The organism is Sphingomonas echinoides, from assembly GCF_029623395.1.
GTDB classification, from domain to species: domain Bacteria; phylum Pseudomonadota; class Alphaproteobacteria; order Sphingomonadales; family Sphingomonadaceae; genus Sphingomonas; species Sphingomonas echinoides_A.
On the sequence record NZ_JAPYKK010000050.1, the window covers coordinates 1 to 20,420 of the forward strand.

The window sequence follows — 20,420 nt, forward strand, 5'->3', positions numbered from 1 at the left end:
CCCTCCCTTCCCGGGAGGGGAGTAGAAATGGCGCTCGATCCGCTCGAGAAATACAATTCCAAGCGGGACTTCGCGAAGACCGCGGAGCCTGCGGGGACGCTTGCGCCGGGGCATGGCAATCGTTTCATCGTGCAGAAGCATGACGCCAGCCGGCTCCACTGGGACTTCCGGATCGAAGTCGACGGCGTGCTCAAGAGCTGGGCGGTGACGCGCGGGCCGAGCATCGATCCCGACCAGAAAAGGCTTGCGGTGCGGACCGAGGATCATCCGATGTCCTATGCCGAGTTCGAGGGGACGATTCCCAAGGGCGAATATGGCGGGGGCACGGTGATGCTGTGGGACAGCGGCACCTGGTCGCCGATCGCGGGCAAGAGCGCGAAGGACCTCGAGCACGGCCATCTCCACTTCGTCCTCGATGGCGAGCGGATGAAGGGCGAGTGGATGCTGATCCGGCTGAAACCGCGCGGCAAGGAGAAGGGCGAGAACTGGCTGCTGCGAAAGGTCGGCGATGCGGAGGCTGGCGGAACCGATGTGCTGGTCGAGATCGGGCTGACGAGTGTTTCTACCGGTAGGACCATGGTGGAAATTGCGGAGGGGAAGAAGCCAACCAAACCCTCCCCGGCACGGGGAGGGGGACCATCTGCTTCTTCAGCAGATGGTGGAGGGGTTTCGAAACAGGCGAAGCGCTCGCCTTCCAACCCCTCCACCACCAGCCTGAAGAAGGCTGGCGGTTCCCCTCCCCGTTCCGGGGAGGAATTGACGTTCCAGGAGCCGCAGCTTTGCACCTTGGTCGACTCGGTGCCGACCGGGAACCAGTGGCTCCACGAGGTGAAGTACGACGGCTATCGCGCGCTGATTGCGGTCGCGGGCGGCAAGGCGAAGGTCTTTACCCGCTCGGGCCTCGATTGGACCGACAAGTTCCAGGCGATTGCCGACGCAGTGGCGAAGCTCCCGGTCGACACCGCGATGTTCGACGGCGAGATCGTCGCGTTCAAGGACGGACGCCCCGATTTCTCGACGCTCAAGAATGCGATCGCGTCGGGCGGGGACATGACCTTCTTCGCGTTCGACCTGCTCAGCGTGGACGGCGAGGACCTGACCGGGCTCGCCAACAGCGCGCGCAAGGATCGGCTCCAGCCGCTGATCGACGGCAAGGCCGCGCGCGTGCAATATTCGGAGCATGTCGTCGGGCAGGGCGAGGCGCTGTTCGAGACGATGTGCCGCGAGGGGTATGAAGGTGTCGTCTCCAAGCGCGCCGATGCGCCGTATCGCGGCAAGCGGACGCAGGCGTGGCTCAAGATCAAATGCACCCGGCGGCAGGAATTCGTCATCGTCGGCTGGACCCCGAGCGCGAAGTCACGCGGGTTTGCGTCGCTGTTGCTCGGCGTCAACGGTCCGGACGGGATGGTCTATGCGGGCAAGGTCGGCACGGGTTTCGACACCGCGACGATGCTGGACCTGCGCGAGCGGTTGGAGAAGATCGAGCGCAAGACGCCGACGGTCGAGGCTCCGCGCGCGGCGGTGAAGGGCGCGCACTGGGTCACCCCCAAGCTCGTTGCCGAGGTCGCCTTCGCCGAGACGACGCCCGACGGCGTGCTGCGCCATTCCAGCTTCCTGGGGCTGCGCGAAGACAAGAAGGCGTCCGAAGTCGTCGCGGAAAAGCCCGTCGAAACCCCCGTCGAAACTGGCGAAGTCCCCAAGACCAACGTCAAGGTCAGCAACCGCGACCGCGCGATCTTCCCCGAATCGAACGTCACCAAGGGGCAGCTCGCGGACTATTACGCCAAGGTCGCCGGAATCATGCTGCCATTCGCGGGCAACCGCCCGATCAGCCTGGTCCGTTGTCCGCAGGGACGCGCGAAACAGTGTTTCTTCCAGAAGCATGACGCCGGGAGCTTCAAGGGCGATGTCGTGCACAAGGTGCCGATTCCCGAAAAAGACGGGTCGACCGAAGACTACCTCTATGTCGACGACGCCGATGGGCTGGTTGCCTGCGTCCAGATGGGGACGATCGAATTCCATGGCTGGGGATCGTCTGTCGCGACGCTCGAGCAGCCCGACCGGCTGGTGTTCGATCTCGACCCGGACGAGGACCTCGGGTTCGACGTGGTCAAGAAGGCGGCGGAGGATCTGAAGGAGCATCTCGCCGAACTCGGTCTGGTGAGTTTCGCGATGCTGTCGGGCGGCAAGGGCGTTCACGTCGTCGTGCCGCTCACCCCGCAGGCGGAATGGCCTGCGGTCAAGGACTTCGCGGATCGTTTCGCGCGTGCGCTGGGCGAGGCCCAGCCCGAACGGTTCGTTGCGACCATGTCCAAGGCGAAGCGGAAAGGGCGGATCTTCATCGACTGGCTGCGTAACCAGCGGGGCGCAACCGCAGTGCTGCCCTATGTTGCGCGCGCCCGCGCCGGGGCGCCGGTCGCGGCACCGGTGTCGTGGACCGAACTCCGCGACATCGAGGCTGCGAACCGCTGGAGCGTTGGCGATGCGGACGCGCTCCTTGCTCGCGCCGCGTCGCCTGGATTGGCGGGATGGGGCGTTGCCGATCAAGTTCTGCCCGATCTTTGATTGTGATGTTGCGCATGCGAGGGACTTGTGGCCAAGTCCTTCGGGGATCAAAGGGGCCCGAGTGATCGTCACGCCATCCATTTGCCGTTCCCACGCGTCGGCAGGCGCACCGCGCCGGGCAGCGGAGCGCTCGCTTGCGTTCGGGCATGGTCTTGCTCAAGGCCGGATGAACTGATGGCGACCTCTCCCTCCCCCTCCTTACTCGACGCCGGAACCCACGCCGCGCGCTGGATCGCGGAGTATCGCGCACGCGCCGGCGCGGGCGACGTGCTCGGCGCGCAGCCCGATCCCGCCTGGGCGGCGATGTTCGAGGAACTCGCGGCGGGCGCGGGCGACGACCTCGCCACCGCACGCGACCGGGTGCAGCGGCATGCCGAGGATATCGGCACGGGTTTCCGCATCATCGGCGAAAGCGAGGAACGGCCGTGGCCGCTCTCGCCCGTCCCGCTGCTGATCGACAGCGATGAATGGCGGCATATCGAGGCGGGGATCGTCCAGCGCGCCGATTTGCTCGAAACCATCATCGCCGATCTGTACGGCGACGCGACGCTGGTCACGCGCGGGCTGCTCCCCGCGGCGCTGGTCGGCGGGTCGCCGCATTTCCTGCGCCCGATGGCGGGACTGGTGCCGCCGGGCGGGCATCATCTTCATTTCGTCGCGATCGACCTCGGGCGCGGGCCGACCGGCGAGTGGCGCGTGCTTGCGGATCATCTGCGCGCGCCCGCGGGGGCGGGCTATGCGCTCGAGAACCGGCTCGCGATCGCGCGGACGCTCGGCGGGCTGCAGGCGCGGCTCAACGTCGAGCGCCATGCGCCGTTCTTCGCGGCGTTCCGCGACGGTCTTGCGGCGGCGTGTCGCCGGGTCGAGCCGCGGATCGGCTTGCTGACGCCGGGGCGGTACAGCGCGAGCTATGCCGAACAGGCGCATCTGGCGCGCTATCTCGGGTTCCTGCTGGTCGAGGGGCCCGATCTCGCTGCGCTCGAGGACAAGCTCTATGTCCGCACGATCGGCGGGCTCAAGCGTGTCGATGCGTTGTGGCACCGGATCGACCCGCGGCTGCTCGATCCGCTCGCGTTCGATTCGCATTCGCGGATCGGGGTTGCCGGGTTGATCGACGCGGTGGCGGCGGGGAATCTCGTGATCGCCAATGCGCCGGGCGCGGGCGTGCTCGAATCGCCCGCGTTCGGCGCGTTCCTGCCGCGGATCGCGGCGCGCGAGACCGGGCGCGACCTGATCCTCCCCAATATCGCGACCTGGTGGTGCGGGCAGGATGCCGCGCGCGCCAGCGTGATCGAGGAACTCGACACGATGCTGATCGGCCCCGCCTTCGGGGTCGCACCGTTGGGGTTGCCCGACGGGATCGCGCGGCCCGGGACCGAAATCACGGGGGAGGCGCGCGCGGCGTTGCTCGCCGATCTGGAACGCCGTCCGCAGGACTATGTCGGGCAGGAGATCGTCCGCCTCTCGACCATGCCGGTGGTGACCGACACGGGGCTCGCGGCGCGCCCGTTCACGCTGCGCGTCTTCGCCGCACGCGGGGGCGATGGCCGCTGGACCGTGCTCCCCGGCGGGTTCGCGCGGATTGGCGAGCATCCTGATCCCCGCGCGTCGGTGATGGGGCAGGGGACGTGGTCCGCCGACGTCGTCGTCCATGGCAGCGGGGAATCGGTCGCGCCGGTGTCGTTGCTCCAGCCCGCCGACACGATTCACGTCCGCCGCAACCCGGGGACGTTGCCGAGCCGGGTCGCGGACAATTTCTTCTGGCTCGGGCGGTATCTCGAGCGCGGCGAGGCGTTGCTTGGCGTCATCCGCGTGATGCTGGGCAATTCGATCGATGCCGATGCGGGCGCGGCGCTCGCGGCGGAGACGGTCGGCAAGCTCGTCGGGCTCGTCGTCAACGGCGGCGGGGCGCCGCATCCGGCGAGCTTGCGCCGCGCGGATCTCGCCGCCTTCGCGCGGACTGCGCTCGAGGACAGCGACTGGCACAGCGTGCGGACGATCAACCGGCTTGCGCGCGGGATCGGGCAGGGATCGCGCGACCGGCTGGCGGCGGACGTGATCCGCCTGCTCGACGCGCCCTTCCCCAGCCGGGGCGGGATGCTCGACCGTGCGGGGTCGCTCCAGCGGCGCTATGCGGCTTTGTCGGGGTTGTCGGCGGAGCATATGGGGCGGACCGCGTCGTGGCGGTTTCATGATCTCGGGCGGCGGCTCGAGCGCGCGACGACGATGACGCGCGCCGTGCGCGCGTTCGGTCTGGCGCGTGCCTCGGTCGACGATCTGTCGACGCTGCTCGACCTAGCCGACAGCCAGATCAGTTATCGCCAGCGCTATCTGACCGGGATGGCGCGGGTGCCGGTGGTCGATCTGGTCGCGCTCGACCCGAACAACCCGCGCTCGCTGGCCTATCAGATCGTGCGGATCTGTGAGCATCTGAAGGAGTTGCCCGTGCTCGAAGACGACGGGATGGAGGAACCGCAGCAGGCGCAGGGCACCGTGCTCAACGCGATCGTATCGACCGCGACTGCGGCGGCGCTGGATGCGGATATCCTCGGCGATGTCGAGCGGCGGCTGTTCCAATTGTCTGAGGCGATCGCGCGGCGGTATTTCCTGCAAGGCGCGGAGCCGCTGCGCGCGGCGGGGATGGTGTTGGCGTGAGGGGATATATGATCGCCTCTGACCGGGTGCCTCCCCTCCCTGGAAGGGAGGGGCCGGGGGTGGGTCGGTCTAATGCTGGCGTCACTCTCGCCACGGGGCGACCCACCCCCAACCCCTCCCTTCCAGGGAGGGGAGGAAGAGCAACAAGGGTCGGCAGAAAATGATCTACGACATCCGCCACGTCACGCGGTTCGATTATGGCGGGAACGTCAAGTTCGCGCGGTGCAACCTGCGGCTCAAGCCGATCCACTGGTCGGGGCAGCAGCTGCTCGACTATGACCTGCGGATCTCTCCCGCCGGGCGCGTGTCTCCGGCGCGCGCGGAGGCGGGGCTCGCCAATGTCGTGCGGCTGGTGGTCGATGAACCCGTCCGCCATCTCGTGATCGAGAGCATCTCGCGGATCGACATCGACCGGCCCGTGCCGATGCCGTCGGACGGATCGCCACGCCTCCACGATATCGCGATCGCAGCGCGCGCGAGCCGCGATCCGTCCCCGGCGGGGCCCGCGAGCTATCTGTTCCCGTCGCCGCTGATCCCGCTCGACCGCGACATTGCGGACTATTGCGCGCTCGATCTCGACCCGGATCGACCCGCGCTCGACGCCGCGATCGCGCTGGCGCAGCGGATCCAGAACGACTTCGCGTTCGATCCGCATGCGACGCTGGTCGACACGCCCCCGCACGAGGCGTTCCTCAAGCGTGGCGGCGTCTGCCAGGATTTTGCGCAGATCATGATCACCGGCCTGCGTGCCGCCGGGCTGCCCGCGGCCTATGCCTCCGGCTATATCCGCACGATCCCGCCGCCTGGACAGGCGCGGCTCGTCGGGGCGGATGCGACGCACGCCTGGGTGCTGCTGTGGTGCGGGCCGGATCTCGGCTGGGTCGGGGTCGATCCGACCAACGGGATCTGGATGGCGGGCGACCATATCGTGATGGCGATCGGGCGCGATTACGGCGAGATCGCGCCGATCGACGGGGTCGTGCTCGGGTCGAGCGCGCAGAAGATGGATGTCAGCGTCGACGTCGCACCTGTGCTAGAGACGGTCGCCTGAGATTTGCGCCCAGTATTTGCGCTGGGCGTACTGACTCCCCAACTATGGGGAAAGACCAACACCGGGGATAGAAGTGGCCGATCCGTACACGACATTGGGCGTCGAACGCACCGCCAGCGAAGCGGACATCAAGAAGGCGTATCGCAAGCTTGCCAAGGAACTCCATCCGGATCGCAACAAGGATAATCCCAAGGCCAGCGACCGCTTCGGCAAGGTGACGCAAGCCTATGATATCCTGAACGACAAGGACAAGCGCGCGCGCTTCGACCGGGGCGAGATCGATGGCGAGGGTAATCCTGCGTCACCGTTTGGCTTCGGTGGCCAAGCCGGCGGTGGCGGCGGGTTCCGCCCTGGTCCCGGCGGGCAGGGCTTCCAGGCGGACGGACCCGACCTCAGCGATATCTTCGAGGGCATGTTCTCCGGCGGCGGACGTGGCGGCGGCTTTTCCGGCGGGTTCGGCGGGTTCGGGCGGGGCCGCGAACAGCCCAAGGGCGCGAACGTGCTCTATAAGCTCGACGTCCCCTTCGCCGATGCCGCTGCCGCCAAGCCGCAGCGGATCACGCTCGCGGACGGCAAGACGATCGACCTCAAGCTTCCCGCGGGACTCGAAAGCGGCGCGCAGATGCGACTTGCGGGCAAGGGCCAGCCCGGGCCGGGGGGCAATGGCGACGGGATCGTCACCATCGGGATCGAGCCGCATCGCTTCTTCGAGCGCGATGGCGATAATGTGTTGCTCGACCTTCCCATCAGCCTGTCCGAAGCGGTGCTGGGTGCGAGCGTGCGCGTGCCGACGGTCGAGGGCGCGGTGATGCTGACGGTGCCCAAGGGCGCGTCGTCGGGCAAGGTCCTGCGTCTGCGCGGGCGCGGATTCCACCGCAAGGATGGTACGCGCGGGGATCAACTCGTGACGTTGATGGTCGATCTTCCGGTCAACGACGATGCGCTGATCGAGTTCGTGCAAGGCTGGAAAGACCGTGACTTAGGGAACCCCCGGGGTGACATGGGCGTCTAAGCCCGAATGAGTGACGTTTCCCCCGAATCCCCCGAAGAGCGTGCGCTGCGTGGCAGCACCGGCAATTGTACCGAGCCGTCCGCGACGCACGCCAGCCTTCCCGCCCGCGCCTGGGAAATCACCAAGCGCGCGCTGATCGGCGTTTTTACCGATGGGTTCATCCACGCGGGTAATCTCGCTTACCTGGCGCTGCTGACCGTCTTTCCATTTTTCATCCTCGCCGCGGCGATTGCCTCGCTGATCGGACAGAGTGCCGAGACGCAGCGTGCGGTGGCGTCGTTCCTCCACGTACTCCCGCGAAACGTCGCCGAACTGCTCGAAAAACCGATCCACGACGTGTTGCTCGCGCGGACGGGATCGCTGCTGTGGATCGGCGCGCTCGTCGCCTTGTGGTCGGTCGGGAGCTTCGTCGAGACGATTCGCGACATCTTCCGGCGGGCTTATGGCGTCAAGTCGAGCAAGCCGTTCTGGCATTACCGGATCAGCTCGATGCTGGTGATCATCGCTTCGGTCGTGCTCGCGTTGCTGTCGTTCCTCGTCCAGGGCGTGCTGACGGCGGCGGAGCGGTTCATCTATGCGCTGCTGCCGTTCGCGGAGGATATCGCGGGCTGGGTTGGATTGTCGCGCGCAGTGCCGGGCGTGGTCATGTTCGGCGCTTTATACATGCTGTTCCTGTCAGTTACGCCGTCCAAATACCGGCTCAGCAAATGCCCGAAATGGCCGGGCGCGTTGTTTACCACCGTCTGGTGGGTTAGCATCACCGCGTTGCTTCCACTCGTCCTGTCGCAGCTTGGCAGTTACGATCTGACCTATGGCAGCCTTGCGGGCGTGATCGTGGCGCTGTTGTTCTTCTTTCTGGTCGGGCTGGGGATCGTGTTCGGGGCGCATCTCAATGCGGCACTGGCGGAACCCGCTCAACACGGGGTAGAGAGCATATCAGACCAACAGGAGGCGGTAACGGCGTGATGGAATTGATGGCGGGCAAGCGCGGGTTGATCATGGGCTTGGCCAATGATCGCTCGCTCGCCTGGGGGATTGCCAAGAAATTGAGCGAAGCCGGGGCGGAGCTGGCCTTCAGTTATCAGGGCGAGGCGATGGAGAAGCGCGTGCGACCGCTCGCCGAGCAGCTCGGCGTGGCCCGCCTGTTCGATTGCGACGTGTCCGACATGGCCGCGCTCGACGCCACCTTCGAGGATCTTGCGAAGGAATGGCCGACGATCGATTTCGTCGTCCACGCGATCGGCTTTTCCGACAAGAACGAGCTGCGCGGCGGCTATGTCGACACCAGCCTCGACAATTTCCTGATGACGATGAACATCTCGGTCTATTCGTTCGTCGCGGTGTGCAAGCGCGCAGCGGCGATGATGCCGAACGGTGGATCGTTGCTCACGCTGAGCTATTATGGCGCCGAAAAGGTCATCCCGCATTACAACGTCATGGGCGTCGCCAAGGCTGCGCTTGAGACAAGCGTGCAGTATCTGGCGGTTGATCTCGGACGCGACAACATCCGCGTCAATGCGATTTCGGCCGGGCCGATCAAGACCTTGGCTGCTTCGGGCATCGGCGACTTCCGCCTGATCCTCAAGTGGAACGAGCTCAACTCGCCGCTCAAGCGCAATGTCACGATCGAGGACGTCGGCGGCGCCGGGCTGTATCTGCTCAGCGACCTCGCCAGTGGCGTGACCGGCGAGACGCATCATGTCGACGCGGGCTATCACGTGATCGGGATGAAGGCCGAGGACGCGCCGGACATCGCGCTGGCGTAATGGCGTTCGCGCTGGATCACGTGCAGATCGCCATCCCGCCGGGGAGCGAGACCGAAGCACGTGCCTTTTACGGCGCGCTGCTAGGGTTGCGCGAACTCGACCGCCCCGCGAGTCTGACGGGGCGGAGCGGGTGTTGGTACGATCTCGGGCTGCACCAGTTGCATCTCGGCGCGGACGCGGACTTCCACCCGGCGCGCAAAGCGCATGTCGCGTTGACGACCGACGATCTTGCCACGTTGCGGGGGCGCCTGGGGGACGCGGGGTGCCCGATCGGCGAGGACGTGCCGATCCCCGGGCGCACGCGGTTCTTTACCGAGGATCCGTTCGGCAACCGGTTAGAGCTGATCCAACTGGGTTGAGCTGCGATTGTGCGGGTTTGTCTTTATCGTATGTCGGGCTGGCCGTAGCGGGCGCTCTGAGAACGCCCACGCGCGGAAATCATTTCGTGTGTCGACCGCGAGCTAAATGCTGCAGTGTCTCGGCGGAACGAGCGTTCCTATCGTGGCGCTTTGTTTCCCAAGGATCTGACAGGCCTTCCGACGCACATACGCTTCGTGCCCAGGGCTAAGCTTGCCGCCATCACTTTTCACCAAAGCGCTCACTTCGGTTCGCAGCGCAATCGCCCGTTTAAGCTTTTCAGCCTGCATCGTCGGCGTTTCCATAATACCGCCTTTATTAATCAGGCCAGGCACATAGGTGCTGTAATTGGGCGAGTTCATACCCGTGCCGGAAACCGTAGTCTGCGCCGAAGCTGAGACCGCCGTCAACACTGCCGCCAAGCCTATAAAAATCTTCATAGATTGGTTCTTTCCTGCACCACAAGCACCAGCGGCCTGTCGTGGCGTGATGATCCGTCAGATTCGACTTCGTTGCAACAAGGAACGACTGCTTTCCGCCAAAGGCGTCCGTTCACCCGAACCAATCGCCAATCGGACACAGCGCTGACAAAGCCCATAGGCTTGACCCGCGCGCACAGGCGGATGACAGGGACTGCATGAGCTTCAACACCTTTGGCCACGTCTTCCGCTTCACCACTTGGGGGGAATCCCACGGTCCCGCGATCGGGGCGGTGGTCGACGGGTGCCCGCCGGGCATCCCGCTCAGCGAAACCGACATCCAGCCGTGGCTCGACCAGCGCCGCCCGGGCACCTCGCGCTTCACCACGCAGCGGCAGGAGCCGGATCAGGTCCGCATCCTCTCGGGGGTGTTCGAGGGGCGCACCACCGGCACGCCGATCAGCCTGATGATCGAAAATGTCGACCAGCGCTCGAAGGATTATTCCGAGGTCGCCAAGGCGTACCGTCCGGGCCATGCCGATTACGCCTATGACGCCAAATACGGCTTCCGCGATTATCGCGGCGGCGGGCGCTCCTCGGCGCGCGAGACCGCTTCGCGTGTGGCGGCGGGTGCGGTCGCGCGGTGCGTGATCCCCGAAGTGACGATTACCGCCTGGGTCGAGGCGATCGGCGGCGATGCGATCGACCCGGCCAATTTCGACGTTGCCGAGATCGGCCGCAACCCGTTCTTCTGCCCCGATGCACAGGCGGCGGCACGGTGGGAGACGCTGGTCGATGCAGCGCGCAAGTCGGGCTCGTCGCTCGGCGCGATCGTCGCTTGCGCTGCCACGGGTGTCCCCGCCGGCTGGGGCGCGCCGCTTTATGCCAAGCTCGACGCCGAACTGGCGGCGGCGTGCATGGGGATCAACGCGGTCAAAGGCGTCGAGATCGGAGATGGCTTCGGCGCGGCGACGCTACGTGGCGAGGACAATGCCGATCCGATGCGCCCCGGCGCGGACGGTCCCGAATTCCTCGCCAATCACGCGGGCGGCATTGCGGGCGGGATCGCGACGGGCCAGCCGGTGACGCTGCGGGTCGCATTCAAGCCGACCAGTTCGATCCTGACGCCGGTTGCGACGATCTCCCCCACCGGAGAAGCCGCCGAGATCGCCACCAGGGGGCGTCATGACCCGTGTGTCGGGATCCGTGGTGTTCCCGTGGTCGAAGCGATGGTGGCGTTGGTGCTGGCCGACCAGAAACTGCTCCACCACGCGCAGTGTGGCGGGGGAATTGGTTAATAAACCGACAAGTAGGTCGAAATCGGAGACGGAGAGAGCGACTAAAGCCGACTAGGGTCGTTTGTACCCCGACCCATTCGAAGGTCACGTCACAGAAGAGGACCAGACCCATGCGTATCGCAACTTTGGCAGCAATTGCCGCTCTCGGACTTTCCACCGCAGCCGTGTCGCAGATGGCACCAGCCCCAGGCGGCACACAGCCCGGCGCGCCGGGTTCGATGCCAGGCGCACCCGGTTCGATGCCTGGCAGCCCCGGCGCACCTTCGACCATGCCCGGCGCGCCGACCGGTGCACCGGCAGACCCGTCGATGCAGCCAGCCACGCCGATGGCGCCGACCACCGCTGACCCAGCGACGTCGACCGACTCGGCTATGACGACCGGTACATCGACGGACACGACGACCACCACCAAGTCGAAGCGCACCAAAAAGCGCCCGATGTAATCTTGCTTCGGTAAGCTCGGAGAAGGCCCCGATCGCGCAAGCGACCGGGGCCTTTTTCGTGTCAGTCGGAGAAGGGATCGCGGACCAGGATCGTGTCCTCGCGCTCGGGGCTGGTCGAGACCAGCGCGACCGGGCATTTGATCAGTTCCTCGATCCGGCGGATGTACTTGATCGCCTGCGCGGGCAGATCGGCCCAACTGCGCGCGCCCGCGGTGGTCTCCTGCCAGCCGGGCATGCTTTCATAGACCGGCTCGACCTCGGCCTGATCGGCGGCATGCGCGGGGAAGTAATCGAGCGTCTCGCCGCGCAAGCGGTAGCCGGTGCAGATCTTCACTTCGTCGAAGCCGTCGAGCACGTCGATCTTGGTGAGCGCGATCCCGGTGATCCCGCCGACCGCTGCCGATTGCCGCACCAGCACTGAATCAAACCAGCCGCACCGACGCTTGCGCCCGGTGACGGTGCCGAATTCATGCCCGCGCATCCCGAGCTGCTCGCCGGTCGCGTCCTCCAGCTCGGTCGGGAACGGGCCGGAACCGACGCGCGTGGTATACGCCTTGGCGATCCCGAGCACGAAGCCGACCGCGCTCGGGCCGAGGCCCGAACCGCCCGCTGCGGTGCCCGAGATCGTGTTCGACGAGGTGACGAACGGATAGGTGCCGTGGTCGACGTCGAGCAGCACGCCCTGTGCGCCCTCGAACAGGATCCGCTTGCCGCGCGCCTTGGCGTCGTTGAGCACGCGCCACGTCGGCTTGGCAAAAGACAACACAAAATCGGCGATTTCGCGCAGTTCCTGCACCAGCGCGTCGCGGTCGATCGGCGGCTCGCCGAACCCGGCGCGGAGCGCGTCGTGATGCGCAGTGAGGCGGTCGAGCTGCGCATCGAGCGAATCGAGATGCGCCAGATCGCACACGCGGATCGCGCGGCGGCCAACCTTGTCCTCATAGGCAGGACCGATCCCGCGCCGGGTGGTGCCGATCTTGCCCGCACCGCTCGCATCCTCGCGCAGCGCGTCGAGATCGCGGTGGAACGGCAGGATCAGCGCGCAGGTGTCCGCGAGCATCAGCGTGTCCGGCGTGATCGTCACGCCCTGGCCGCGGAGCTTCTCGACCTCGGCCTTGAGTGCCCACGGATCGAGCACCACGCCATTGCCGATCACCGACGGCGTGCCGCGCACGATCCCCGAGGGGAGCAGCGACAGCTTGTAGACGCTCTCGCCCACGACGAGCGTATGGCCGGCATTGTGCCCGCCCTGAAAGCGCACGACGACATCGGCGCGCTCGGCGAGCCAGTCGACGATCTTGCCCTTGCCCTCATCGCCCCATTGGGCGCCGATTACTGCTACGTTTCCCACGGCCTGTTCCACACATCGTCTGTGACAAAGCGTGCAGCCCTAATGCGGGCGGGGCGGGGGGTCCATCGGTAATGCGCCCTGTGGGGGTACATGGTTTGGAGGCGGGGTGCGCGCGGAAGGTTAGGGGAAAGTTAGGGGTAAATGCATCGTGTTTTTGCCGCTGGGGCGGTCTCCGGCTGCGCGGTGTCGGCTGAGGCGACAGCGGGGGGTGCGTCGACGGTGGGAAAGAGCGGGACGGAGGGTGGCAGCTTTGGGGGGTGTAGGACAGGGGTTGGCCCCAGCATCTCTGGATCTCGCTCCTATAGTCTGGCATGTAACGGCAAGTGGCTGTACGCGAACAGGCGAATAGGCGAACGCCATGTGTCCATACGACCGGGGGGGTGATGGTCTTTTCATGGGGTATTGCCGCCGCGCTACTTGGTGCGCCGCCGGACTTGACCGTGCTTTCGGAACAAGCACCGTCCGACGTCGTGGCTGCATTGCACGATGCCGATCGACAGCTTGCGTTTGTCGACAATTGTCTGGAACGCCATTTCCACGATCCTGCGGACGACGATTATGCACAGCGCGCGCTTCGCTATTCGCAGATCGAGCGGAGCCTTTACGAAATCTGGAGTCGTCCGAAGGGGGACTTGCTGATCGATCACCCCACGAGGCGCAGGGCAAGATGTTTGCGGACGAATATCCGGGCGGCCCTGCTTGCGGCCGACGCTGGCCTGTTGCGGGCGGAGCAAGGGTTCGAGACAGCAACCGTTGCGCTGCGATCCGGTGTGTGGATGGGGCCGTTGCACCTGTGTCGCGAAACGGTGAGCGACGCGCGCGTGGATCGACGTGCCGACAGGACCGAGGCCGAGAATTGGGACGGTAACGACCCGCATCTGTTGATCGCGCTGAGGCCGGCTGCCGCTAAGGCCTACGCGACTATAACGCGCCGTCACTTAGGGACGCTTATGGCGGTTCGCCTGGGAGGGGAGGTTGTGTCGCGACCGCGGATCAACGTGCCGATCACGAATGGGCGGTTTTATCTTACCGGTCCCGAGATCGAGCTGCTCGACCGAGCTGTGTGGGCAGCGCTTGGTCCATGTTAGGAACAGTGCAATTGTTTGTTTGATAGCAGTGCGTGCTGTAAATTCAGACACGAACAACATTGATCGGTTCAGCCGGTTCATAGAGAAAGTACTTCTATCGAAGTGTTCCAAACCGAGCTGACAAGCCCTTCACTAAACCCGTTCGTCCTTCGGCATTGTTTAAGTAATGCAGATAGCGATGATGTTGTAGATCAAACGGAATATCTGCTTGAGACTGTGTGATTGGGATAACATGCTTCCCAAGAGTGTGAGCGATGCCAGCTTCGTAAAAGACATTCGGATTCTTTCCAGTAAAATCGCAGACAACTATGTGAGCTCTGAAAATTAAGCTGAAAACATCTTGGATGACCGATGAGTGTTGCCAGATATCCTTTGCACGCTGGGTCTGGAACCCGTGAAGGAACCCAGCGCCGCTGATTGCGTCAAAAACTGGCTCGAAGGCAGGGGAAAATGGAGTCATGACGGCAATGAGATTTGCGTCAACGCCGCTTTCAGGAACCTCAAACACACTTGGGCGGAACGTAATCAGTCGAGTTCCCGGTGCGGTCGATACGCTCTCGCCAGCGTCCCCGTATCTGTTTCGGACAAAATCGGCGATAATTTCGAGATTGTCATGGTCCCTAGAAACTATGGCGTTCATTACAGTGTGGGCATTGCCATCATAATCGGGATCTCGAAAACTCAGGCTCCTAAGTAGCCGGTCATGACCAGAAACTATGTCTGATGTTCCGGACTCGGCTGCCATGATTTGCCAATCACTTGCATCAAAGTTTTTGATAGCGATCCGAGTCAGTGCGATAAGCAGCTTCCTTTCTTCCGTGCTTAATACTGCTGGCGTCATTTGTTACACCCCTTACGTAAACGTTGTAGATGCCTGTCGCATCAACACATGAACTGCGCAACATATGGGTTCTTCGGCGACTGCGCGGGGTTATCGGCCAGAAGCGCTGCTTTCCGCTCGGCGCTCCCACCCCCTGTTGCACCGCACCAAATAACCCGCTATCCGCCCCCCATTCGTAAGGACCCGGTGAAAACCCGGGTGGCTATTCCGGCCGCCGATCCGCCGGACAACGCAATCCGCCATTTCAAACATCCGCGTGTCGCAAGGAAGCGACGCGTGTCGGCGGTCAATGCGGACCTCATCTTCATGAATACACTGTCTTTTTCGCGCTACCGCGCCGAATGGTTCACCAGCTTTACCGGCGCGCGGCGCGATGTCCTTGCCGGCATGGTGGGGACATTCGCGCTCATTCCAGAAGTCATCGCTTTCTCCTTCGTCGCAGGGATCGACCCGCAAGTCGGGCTGTTCGCCTCCTTCGTCATCGGCATCGTCATCGCGTTCGCGGGCGGGCGTCCGGCGATGATCTCGGGTGCGGCGGGGTCGGTCGCGCTGGTCGCGGCCGCGCTCGTCCATGCGCATGGCCTGCAATATCTGCTCGCCGCGACGTTGCTCGCAGGCGTATTGCAAATCGTGTTCGGGCTGTTGAAGCTCGACGTGCTGATGCGCTTCGTCTCGCGCTCGGTGCGGACCGGGTTCGTCAACGCGCTCGCAATCCTGATCTTCTCGGCGCAGGTGCCGCAGATGCTGGGCGTCAGCTGGCATACCTATGCGATGATCGCGCTGGGGCTGGCGATCATCTACCTCGTCCCGCGCGTGACGACCGCGATCCCGTCGCCGCTGATCTGCATCGTCGTGCTGACCGCGATCAGCATCGCCTTCCCGATGCCGGTCCACGTCGTGGCGGATCTCGGGAAGCTGCCCGCATCGCTGCCGACCTTCGCGCTGCCCAATCTGCCGTTCACCTGGGACACGCTGACGATCATCGCGCCGTACGCGGTGGCAATGGCGGCGGTCGGGCTGCTCGAATCGATGATGACTGCAACCGTGGTCGACGATCTGACCGAAACCAAGAGCGACAAGGCGCGTGAATCGACCGGGCTCGGGCTCGCCAATTTTGCCGCAGGGTTGTTCGGCGGGATCGCCGGGTGCGGGATGGTCGGGCAGACCGTCGGCAACGTCCGCTATGGCGGGCGCGGGCGGCTGTCGACGCTGGCGGCGGGCGTGTTCCTGCTGGTGGTGATGGTCCCGCTGCGCCCGTGGATCGCGCAAGTGCCGGTCGCGGCGCTGGTGGCGATCATGATCATGGTGTCGATCAGCACCTTCTCCTGGGGCTCGCTGCGCGATCTCGCGCGGCATCCCAAGGTGTCGGGCGTGGTGATGCTCGCGACCGTCGTGGTCACGGTGCTGACGCATGACCTGTCGATGGGGGTCGTCGTCGGGGTGTTGTTGAGCGGCGTCTTCTTCGCGTTCAAGGTCACGCGGCTGATGGACGTTGCGGTCGATTACGACGAAGCGAGTGATACGCGGCTGTACGACGTGACGGGGCAGGTGTTCTTCGCCAGCGCCGATATCTTCGCGGACCGGTTCGATCTCGCTGATACCGCTCGTAACGCCCGGATTGATCTCACGCGCGCGCATCTGTGGGACATTACCGCGGTCGGCGCGCTGGAGGACGTCGTGTCCAAGATGCGGCGGCATGACATCGCGGTCGAGGTGATCGGGCTCAACGCCGCCAGCGCGACGCTGGTCGACCGGCACGCGCCGTTGTTGCGCGAACCGGCGCTGTAAGGGGTTGCTGGTCGGGCGGCGCATCGGCACCGCCCGACCCGGCACGCATCAGTCGCGGTCGCGGTAGAAGTCCTGGACGACCTCCCAGCCTTCCTCCGCGGTTTCGACGAAGGTGAAGATCTTGAGATCCTTGGCGCTGACCACGCCTTCCTCGACCAGCGCGTCGAAATTGACGACCCGGTTCCAGAATTCACGACCGTAGAGCAGCACCGGGATCGGCGCGATCTTGCCGGTCTGGATCAACGTCAGCAGCTCGAACAGCTCGTCGAACGTGCCGAACCCGCCCGGGAACGCCGCAAGCGCGCGCGCGTGAAGCAGGAAGTGCATCTTGCGCAGCGCGAAATAGTGGAACTGCATCGACAGTGCCGGGGTGACATAAGGATTGGGGGCCTGTTCGTGCGGGAGCACGATGTTGAGCCCGATCGATTCATGCCCGCTTTCCGCGGCACCGCGATTGGCGGCTTCCATGATCGAAGGGCCGCCGCCCGAGCACACCACGAAATGGCGCTTGCCTTCGGTATCGAGCGGAAATCCGCTCGCCATTTGCGCGAGTTCGCGCGCGACGTCGTAATATTTGGACTTCTCGACCAGCCGCTCGGCGATGCGGATCGCCTGCTCGCGGTCGCCCTCGGCATTGTGCGCAATGTCCAGCAACGCCTGCGCCTTGGCGGGCTCGGGGATGCGCGCGGAGCCGTACATCACGAAGGTCGAGGCGATGTTGGCCTCGTCCATGATCAGCTGCGGCTTGAGCAGCTCGAGCTGGAAACGGATCGGGCGGAGATCCTCGCGCAACAGGAAATCCATGTCCTGGAAAGCAAGGCGATACGCCGGGGTTTCGGTCTGGGGGGTGCTGACACCGGTCTTGGCCTGTTCGGCATCGGTACGAGCGGCGGGGAAGACGCGCGAGGGAACGTGCGTCTCATGCTTGGGGGACTGACTCATCCGCGCCAAATAGGCTTTCCGGCAGCGGATGAGAAGGCCGTCCGGCGGCAAGCACGCCGCCGCGATCGAGAAAGAGGTGGGGAGCTTCTGTTGCTCGGTGCTCCCCGTACCGCCGGTGTCCGCTTCTGTTGCCCGGTGCGGCCCGAACCGCGCTTAGCTTAGTAACCTAGACCGTGAGGCCTTGAGTTACGCTGCGATCGCGAGTGCTTCGTTATCGTTTGCACTTGTGGTTTTGAGCCTTTTGCAGGTTACTCAGCCCGGGAAAAAACAGCGCTTTTCGAAACACGTCGATCCTGCTTCGGCCCCGTCATGACCGGTCTGGCTGAAAGCCGTGGCCGGTTGTGGTGGAGCCGCCGGGTACTGCCCCCGGGTCCGTTGTATCTATTGCACGCCGCACTTTATCGCCATAGCCGGGCGAACCCGGCACAGCCGATATAGGTGCTCGGTCGGGAATGGGAAGCCCGCAATTTGCGGGATAAAATGGGACAGCGCCTTTGACTCGCCACAAAAGCGGTGCATGGGGTATAGTATCATGTTGACCCAACGTTCCCGCTATGCGCTGCGCGCGATGATGTTCCTGGCTGAAGCTCCCAAGGACAGCCCCCCGATCCCGATGAACCGGATTGCGCTGGAGGCGAACGTCCCACGCAAGTTTCTCGAGCTGATCCTCGCCGACCTGCGCGAAGCGGGCTTTCTGCACAGCTATCGCGGCAAGATGGGGGGCTATTGCCTCGCGCGCCCGACGCACCTGATTTCGCTGGGCGAGATCATCCGCGTGATCGAGGGGCCGCTTGCGCTGGTGCCGTGCGTCAGCCGCACCGCCTATCGCTCGTGCAAGGATTGCAAGGACGAGGCGAGCTGCGCGATCCGCCACGCGATGATGCGCGTCCGCGACGAGACCGCCCGCATCCTCGACGGGACCAGCCTTGCCGATTCGGTCTCGGAAGATCTGGTCGCCGCCTGAGCTGCTGTCTTGCCTGGCTCTGGAATTCCACTCTAGCGGAAATCACAGAGCCAGCGCGGGTGGGGAACAGGAAGCGTTCCGCCCTTCTCTTACATTCGGTCGACGACCCCGGACGAGGTCGGCCGCCGCTTCAGCTCGTCGCGAATTTCACGCAGCAACGTGACGTCGGCGGGTTCGACCGGTTCGCTTGGGGTTTCCGGTGGCTTGGGCATCAGGCGATGCACGCCGCGGACGATCAGGAAGATGATGAACGCGACGATCAGGAAGTTGACCGCCGCGGTCAGGAACGCACCATAGCCGAACAGCGGCACGCCGGCCTTCTTGAGCGCGGCATAATCGGACGAGCCTGCCAGCGCCGCCGGCACCTTGCCGAGCACGACGAAGTAGCTCGAAAAATCGAGGCCACCCAGGATGCGGCCGATCACCGGCATGATGACGTCGTCGGTCAGCGACGACACGATCTTGCCGAACGCCGCGCCGATAATCACCGCGACCGCCAGATCGAGCACGTTGCCGCGCGCGATGAAAGCCTTGAACTCCTTGAACATACACGTTCCCCAACCGATTTCATTTCGTGTCGCTATCGTACCCGGCTATCATGCGGGTGCAAGGTCTGGAGGGATCCCACAAATGAAGTACCGTACCCTGTTCGTCGCTTCGGCCGGTCTGGCGATGACGGCGTCGCTGTCCGGCTGCGGGCTCAACAGCGTTCCGACGCAAGAGGAAAACGCCAAGGCCAAATGGGCCGACGTCGAAAACTATTATCAGCGCCGCGCCGATCTCATCCCCAACCTCGTCGCGACCGTGAAGGCCGCGGGGGCGCAGGAAAAGAGCATCCTGGTGGAAGTCACTCAGGCACGCGCCGGCGCGAACCAGGTCAAGCTTTCGGCCGATCAGCTCAACGATCCGGCGAAGGTCGCGGCGTATGAAAAGGCGCAGTCGAACGTGACGCTGTCGCTCCAGCGGCTCCAGGAAGCCTATCCCGAGCTCAAGAGCCAGGCGAATTACGCGACGCTGATGGATCAGCTCGAGGGGACCGAGAACCGCATCTCGACCGCGCGGCACGATTACAATGGCGCGGTGCAGAGCTACAACACCACGATCCGGACCTTCCCGGATGCGATCGGTGCGAAGATCTTCTACGGCGCAAAGCCGCTCGTGCCGTTCAAGGCGACGACGCCGGGTGCGGAAGCTGCTCCTTCGGTGAACTTCGGCAACAGCAACTGATCGGGGGGCTCAGAGGGCCCGTTTCATGCACATCCTGAAATCGCTTCTGCTCGCGGTCGCCGTGTTGTTCGGCACGACGACCGCGAGCGCGCAGACCTACCCCAAGTTCACCGGGCTGGTGGTGGATGCGGCCAACGTCCTGCCACCCGCGACCGAGGCTGACCTGACCGCGAAGCTCGAAGCGTTGCAGAAGGACACCAAGCGCCAGCTCGTCGTCGCGACGATCCCCAATCTGGAGGGCCGCGAGCTCGAGGAATATGGCGTCGGCCTCGGTCGCGCCTGGGGGGTGGGCCTCAAGGATGCGAATAACGGCGCGATCCTGTTCATCGCGCCGAACGAGCCCAAGGGCCATCGCGGGCCGCGGATTGAGGTCGGCTACGGGCTCGAGCCGATCCTGACGGATGCGTTCACCGGTCGCGTGATCCGTGATCAGATGATCCCCAAATTGTCGCAGTCGGGGGATATTCCCGGTGCGATGGAAGCCGGCACCGACGCGCTGATCGCACAACTGCGTGCCTCGCCCGAGGAAGCGAAGGCGGAAGTCGACGCGGCGGCAAAGGCATTCGACAAGACGCACCGCCGGTCGGGCAATGGCGGCGGGATTCCGTTCGGCCTCATCTTCTGGGGCATGGTGATCGGCTTCGTTCTCCTGT

At 64.6% G+C, this 20,420-nt stretch carries 19 protein-coding genes, 1 other RNA gene and 1 other annotated feature; of the genes, 14 read left to right on the forward strand and 6 right to left on the reverse strand.

Features of this window, described 5'->3' with window-relative positions; genetic code table 11:
- Positions 1-27: 27 nt before the first annotated feature.
- The 7 genes from ligD to QBJ92_RS19195 all read left to right on the forward strand — a co-directional run bounded on the left by ligD (position 28) and on the right by QBJ92_RS19195 (position 9,408).
- Positions 28-2,565 (forward strand): DNA ligase D, encoded by a 2,538-nt coding sequence (gene ligD / locus QBJ92_RS19165; protein WP_277971285.1) that lies wholly within the window; start codon positions 28-30, stop codon positions 2,563-2,565.
- 174 nt (positions 2,566-2,739) lie between these two features.
- The gene (locus QBJ92_RS19170) at positions 2,740-5,220 is read left to right on the forward strand and encodes a circularly permuted type 2 ATP-grasp protein (RefSeq protein ID WP_277971286.1); all 2,481 of its coding nucleotides are present in this window, start codon (positions 2,740-2,742) and stop codon (positions 5,218-5,220) included.
- A 160-nt stretch (positions 5,221-5,380) separates the two neighbouring features.
- Positions 5,381-6,271 carry a transglutaminase family protein gene (locus QBJ92_RS19175; protein WP_277971287.1) on the forward strand — a complete coding sequence of 297 codons (891 nt, stop codon included), beginning with the start codon at positions 5,381-5,383 and terminating at the stop codon, positions 6,269-6,271.
- 73 nt (positions 6,272-6,344) lie between these two features.
- A complete protein-coding gene (locus tag QBJ92_RS19180; protein ID WP_277971288.1) occupies positions 6,345-7,283 on the forward strand; it encodes a DnaJ C-terminal domain-containing protein in 939 nt (312 codons plus the stop codon).
- Between the two features lie 6 nt (positions 7,284-7,289).
- Positions 7,290-8,249 carry a YihY/virulence factor BrkB family protein gene (locus QBJ92_RS19185; RefSeq protein ID WP_277971289.1) on the forward strand — a complete coding sequence of 320 codons (960 nt, stop codon included), beginning with the start codon at positions 7,290-7,292 and terminating at the stop codon, positions 8,247-8,249.
- A gap of 8 nt (positions 8,250-8,257) precedes the next feature.
- Complete coding sequence (fabI, locus tag QBJ92_RS19190) at positions 8,258-9,049, forward strand: enoyl-ACP reductase FabI (protein WP_277971301.1); 792 nt, start codon at positions 8,258-8,260, stop codon at positions 9,047-9,049.
- Positions 9,049-9,408, forward strand: coding sequence for a VOC family protein (locus QBJ92_RS19195; RefSeq protein WP_277971290.1), 360 nt, complete (start codon positions 9,049-9,051; stop codon positions 9,406-9,408). Before fabI ends, QBJ92_RS19195 begins: the two co-directional genes overlap by 1 nt.
- A gap of 102 nt (positions 9,409-9,510) precedes the next feature.
- On the opposite strand, the gene QBJ92_RS19200 is transcribed toward QBJ92_RS19195, so the two are convergent.
- On the reverse strand, positions 9,511-9,846 hold the full coding sequence (locus tag QBJ92_RS19200; RefSeq protein ID WP_277971291.1) for a hypothetical protein: 336 nt from the start codon (positions 9,844-9,846) through the stop codon (positions 9,511-9,513).
- A gap of 197 nt (positions 9,847-10,043) precedes the next feature.
- Between QBJ92_RS19200 and aroC the strand changes: the two genes are divergently transcribed.
- A complete protein-coding gene (gene aroC / locus QBJ92_RS19205) occupies positions 10,044-11,123 on the forward strand; it encodes a chorismate synthase (protein WP_277971292.1) in 1,080 nt (359 codons plus the stop codon).
- 110 nt (positions 11,124-11,233) lie between these two features.
- Positions 11,234-11,566 (forward strand): hypothetical protein, encoded by a 333-nt coding sequence (locus QBJ92_RS19210; RefSeq protein ID WP_277971293.1) that lies wholly within the window; start codon positions 11,234-11,236, stop codon positions 11,564-11,566.
- 61 nt (positions 11,567-11,627) lie between these two features.
- On the opposite strand, the gene QBJ92_RS19215 is transcribed toward QBJ92_RS19210, so the two are convergent.
- Positions 11,628-12,917, reverse strand: coding sequence for an adenylosuccinate synthase (locus QBJ92_RS19215; protein WP_277971294.1), 1,290 nt, complete (start codon positions 12,915-12,917; stop codon positions 11,628-11,630).
- Positions 12,918-13,300: 383 nt separating this feature from the next.
- Here QBJ92_RS19215 and QBJ92_RS19220 point away from each other — a divergent pair, with 383 nt between their 5' ends.
- Positions 13,301-14,005, forward strand: coding sequence for a SecDF P1 head subdomain-containing protein (locus tag QBJ92_RS19220; protein WP_431358437.1), 705 nt, complete (start codon positions 13,301-13,303; stop codon positions 14,003-14,005).
- Positions 14,006-14,099: 94 nt separating this feature from the next.
- On the opposite strand, the gene QBJ92_RS19225 is transcribed toward QBJ92_RS19220, so the two are convergent.
- Positions 14,100-14,846: a hypothetical protein gene (locus tag QBJ92_RS19225; RefSeq protein WP_277971296.1), complete on the reverse strand. Its 747-nt coding sequence runs from the start codon at positions 14,844-14,846 to the stop codon at positions 14,100-14,102.
- A gap of 176 nt (positions 14,847-15,022) precedes the next feature.
- Positions 15,023-15,078, forward strand: a sequence feature (sul1 is cis-regulatory element that is thought to sense ions involved in sulfur or methionine metabolism; They are found in Alphaproteobacteria).
- A 74-nt stretch (positions 15,079-15,152) separates the two neighbouring features.
- On the opposite strand from QBJ92_RS19225, the gene QBJ92_RS19230 reads away from it, so the two are divergent.
- A complete protein-coding gene (locus QBJ92_RS19230) occupies positions 15,153-16,634 on the forward strand; it encodes a SulP family inorganic anion transporter (RefSeq protein WP_277971302.1) in 1,482 nt (493 codons plus the stop codon).
- 48 nt (positions 16,635-16,682) lie between these two features.
- Here QBJ92_RS19230 and QBJ92_RS19235 read toward each other — a convergent pair whose 3' ends face one another.
- On the reverse strand, positions 16,683-17,576 hold the full coding sequence (locus QBJ92_RS19235; RefSeq protein ID WP_277971303.1) for an LOG family protein: 894 nt from the start codon (positions 17,574-17,576) through the stop codon (positions 16,683-16,685).
- 114 nt (positions 17,577-17,690) lie between these two features.
- Positions 17,691-18,039, reverse strand: a transfer-messenger RNA (tmRNA) gene (gene ssrA, locus QBJ92_RS19240).
- Between the two features lie 69 nt (positions 18,040-18,108).
- Between ssrA and QBJ92_RS19245 the strand changes: the two genes are divergently transcribed.
- The gene (locus tag QBJ92_RS19245; protein WP_277971297.1) at positions 18,109-18,540 is read left to right on the forward strand and encodes an RrF2 family transcriptional regulator; all 432 of its coding nucleotides are present in this window, start codon (positions 18,109-18,111) and stop codon (positions 18,538-18,540) included.
- A gap of 89 nt (positions 18,541-18,629) precedes the next feature.
- Here the strand turns inward: QBJ92_RS19245 and mscL are convergent, their stop codons facing one another.
- Positions 18,630-19,088, reverse strand: a complete 459-nt coding sequence (gene mscL / locus QBJ92_RS19250; protein WP_277971298.1) for a large conductance mechanosensitive channel protein MscL — start codon at positions 19,086-19,088, stop codon at positions 18,630-18,632.
- 82 nt (positions 19,089-19,170) lie between these two features.
- Between mscL and QBJ92_RS19255 the strand changes: the two genes are divergently transcribed.
- Together QBJ92_RS19255 and QBJ92_RS19260 are read left to right on the forward strand one after the other, a co-directional pair.
- The gene (locus QBJ92_RS19255) at positions 19,171-19,767 is read left to right on the forward strand and encodes a LemA family protein (protein WP_277971299.1); all 597 of its coding nucleotides are present in this window, start codon (positions 19,171-19,173) and stop codon (positions 19,765-19,767) included.
- Positions 19,768-19,792: 25 nt separating this feature from the next.
- The coding region (locus QBJ92_RS19260; protein ID WP_277971300.1) for a TPM domain-containing protein at positions 19,793-20,420 on the forward strand (628 nt) is incomplete at its 3' end.

Excerpts from the sequence above, each read along its gene's own strand:
- ligD (WP_277971285.1), top strand. The coding sequence starts at position 28 with ATGGCGCTCGATCCGCTCGAGAAATACAATTCCAAGCGGGACTTCGCG.
- QBJ92_RS19170 (WP_277971286.1), top strand. The coding sequence starts at position 2,740 with ATGGCGACCTCTCCCTCCCCCTCCTTACTCGACGCCGGAACCCACGCC.
- QBJ92_RS19175 (WP_277971287.1), top strand. The coding sequence starts at position 5,381 with ATGATCTACGACATCCGCCACGTCACGCGGTTCGATTATGGCGGGAAC.
- QBJ92_RS19185 (WP_277971289.1), top strand. The coding sequence starts at position 7,290 with ATGAGTGACGTTTCCCCCGAATCCCCCGAAGAGCGTGCGCTGCGTGGC.
- fabI (WP_277971301.1), top strand. The coding sequence starts at position 8,258 with ATGGCGGGCAAGCGCGGGTTGATCATGGGCTTGGCCAATGATCGCTCG.
- QBJ92_RS19195 (WP_277971290.1), top strand. The coding sequence starts at position 9,049 with ATGGCGTTCGCGCTGGATCACGTGCAGATCGCCATCCCGCCGGGGAGC.
- QBJ92_RS19200 (WP_277971291.1), bottom strand. The coding sequence starts at position 9,846 with ATGAAGATTTTTATAGGCTTGGCGGCAGTGTTGACGGCGGTCTCAGCT.
- aroC (WP_277971292.1), top strand. The coding sequence starts at position 10,044 with ATGAGCTTCAACACCTTTGGCCACGTCTTCCGCTTCACCACTTGGGGG.
- QBJ92_RS19210 (WP_277971293.1), top strand. The coding sequence starts at position 11,234 with ATGCGTATCGCAACTTTGGCAGCAATTGCCGCTCTCGGACTTTCCACC.
- QBJ92_RS19220 (WP_431358437.1), top strand. The coding sequence starts at position 13,301 with ATGGTCTTTTCATGGGGTATTGCCGCCGCGCTACTTGGTGCGCCGCCG.
- QBJ92_RS19225 (WP_277971296.1), bottom strand. The coding sequence starts at position 14,846 with ATGACGCCAGCAGTATTAAGCACGGAAGAAAGGAAGCTGCTTATCGCA.
- QBJ92_RS19230 (WP_277971302.1), top strand. The coding sequence starts at position 15,153 with ATGAATACACTGTCTTTTTCGCGCTACCGCGCCGAATGGTTCACCAGC.
- QBJ92_RS19235 (WP_277971303.1), bottom strand. The coding sequence starts at position 17,576 with ATGAGTCAGTCCCCCAAGCATGAGACGCACGTTCCCTCGCGCGTCTTC.
- QBJ92_RS19245 (WP_277971297.1), top strand. The coding sequence starts at position 18,109 with ATGTTGACCCAACGTTCCCGCTATGCGCTGCGCGCGATGATGTTCCTG.
- mscL (WP_277971298.1), bottom strand. The coding sequence starts at position 19,088 with ATGTTCAAGGAGTTCAAGGCTTTCATCGCGCGCGGCAACGTGCTCGAT.
- QBJ92_RS19255 (WP_277971299.1), top strand. The coding sequence starts at position 19,171 with ATGAAGTACCGTACCCTGTTCGTCGCTTCGGCCGGTCTGGCGATGACG.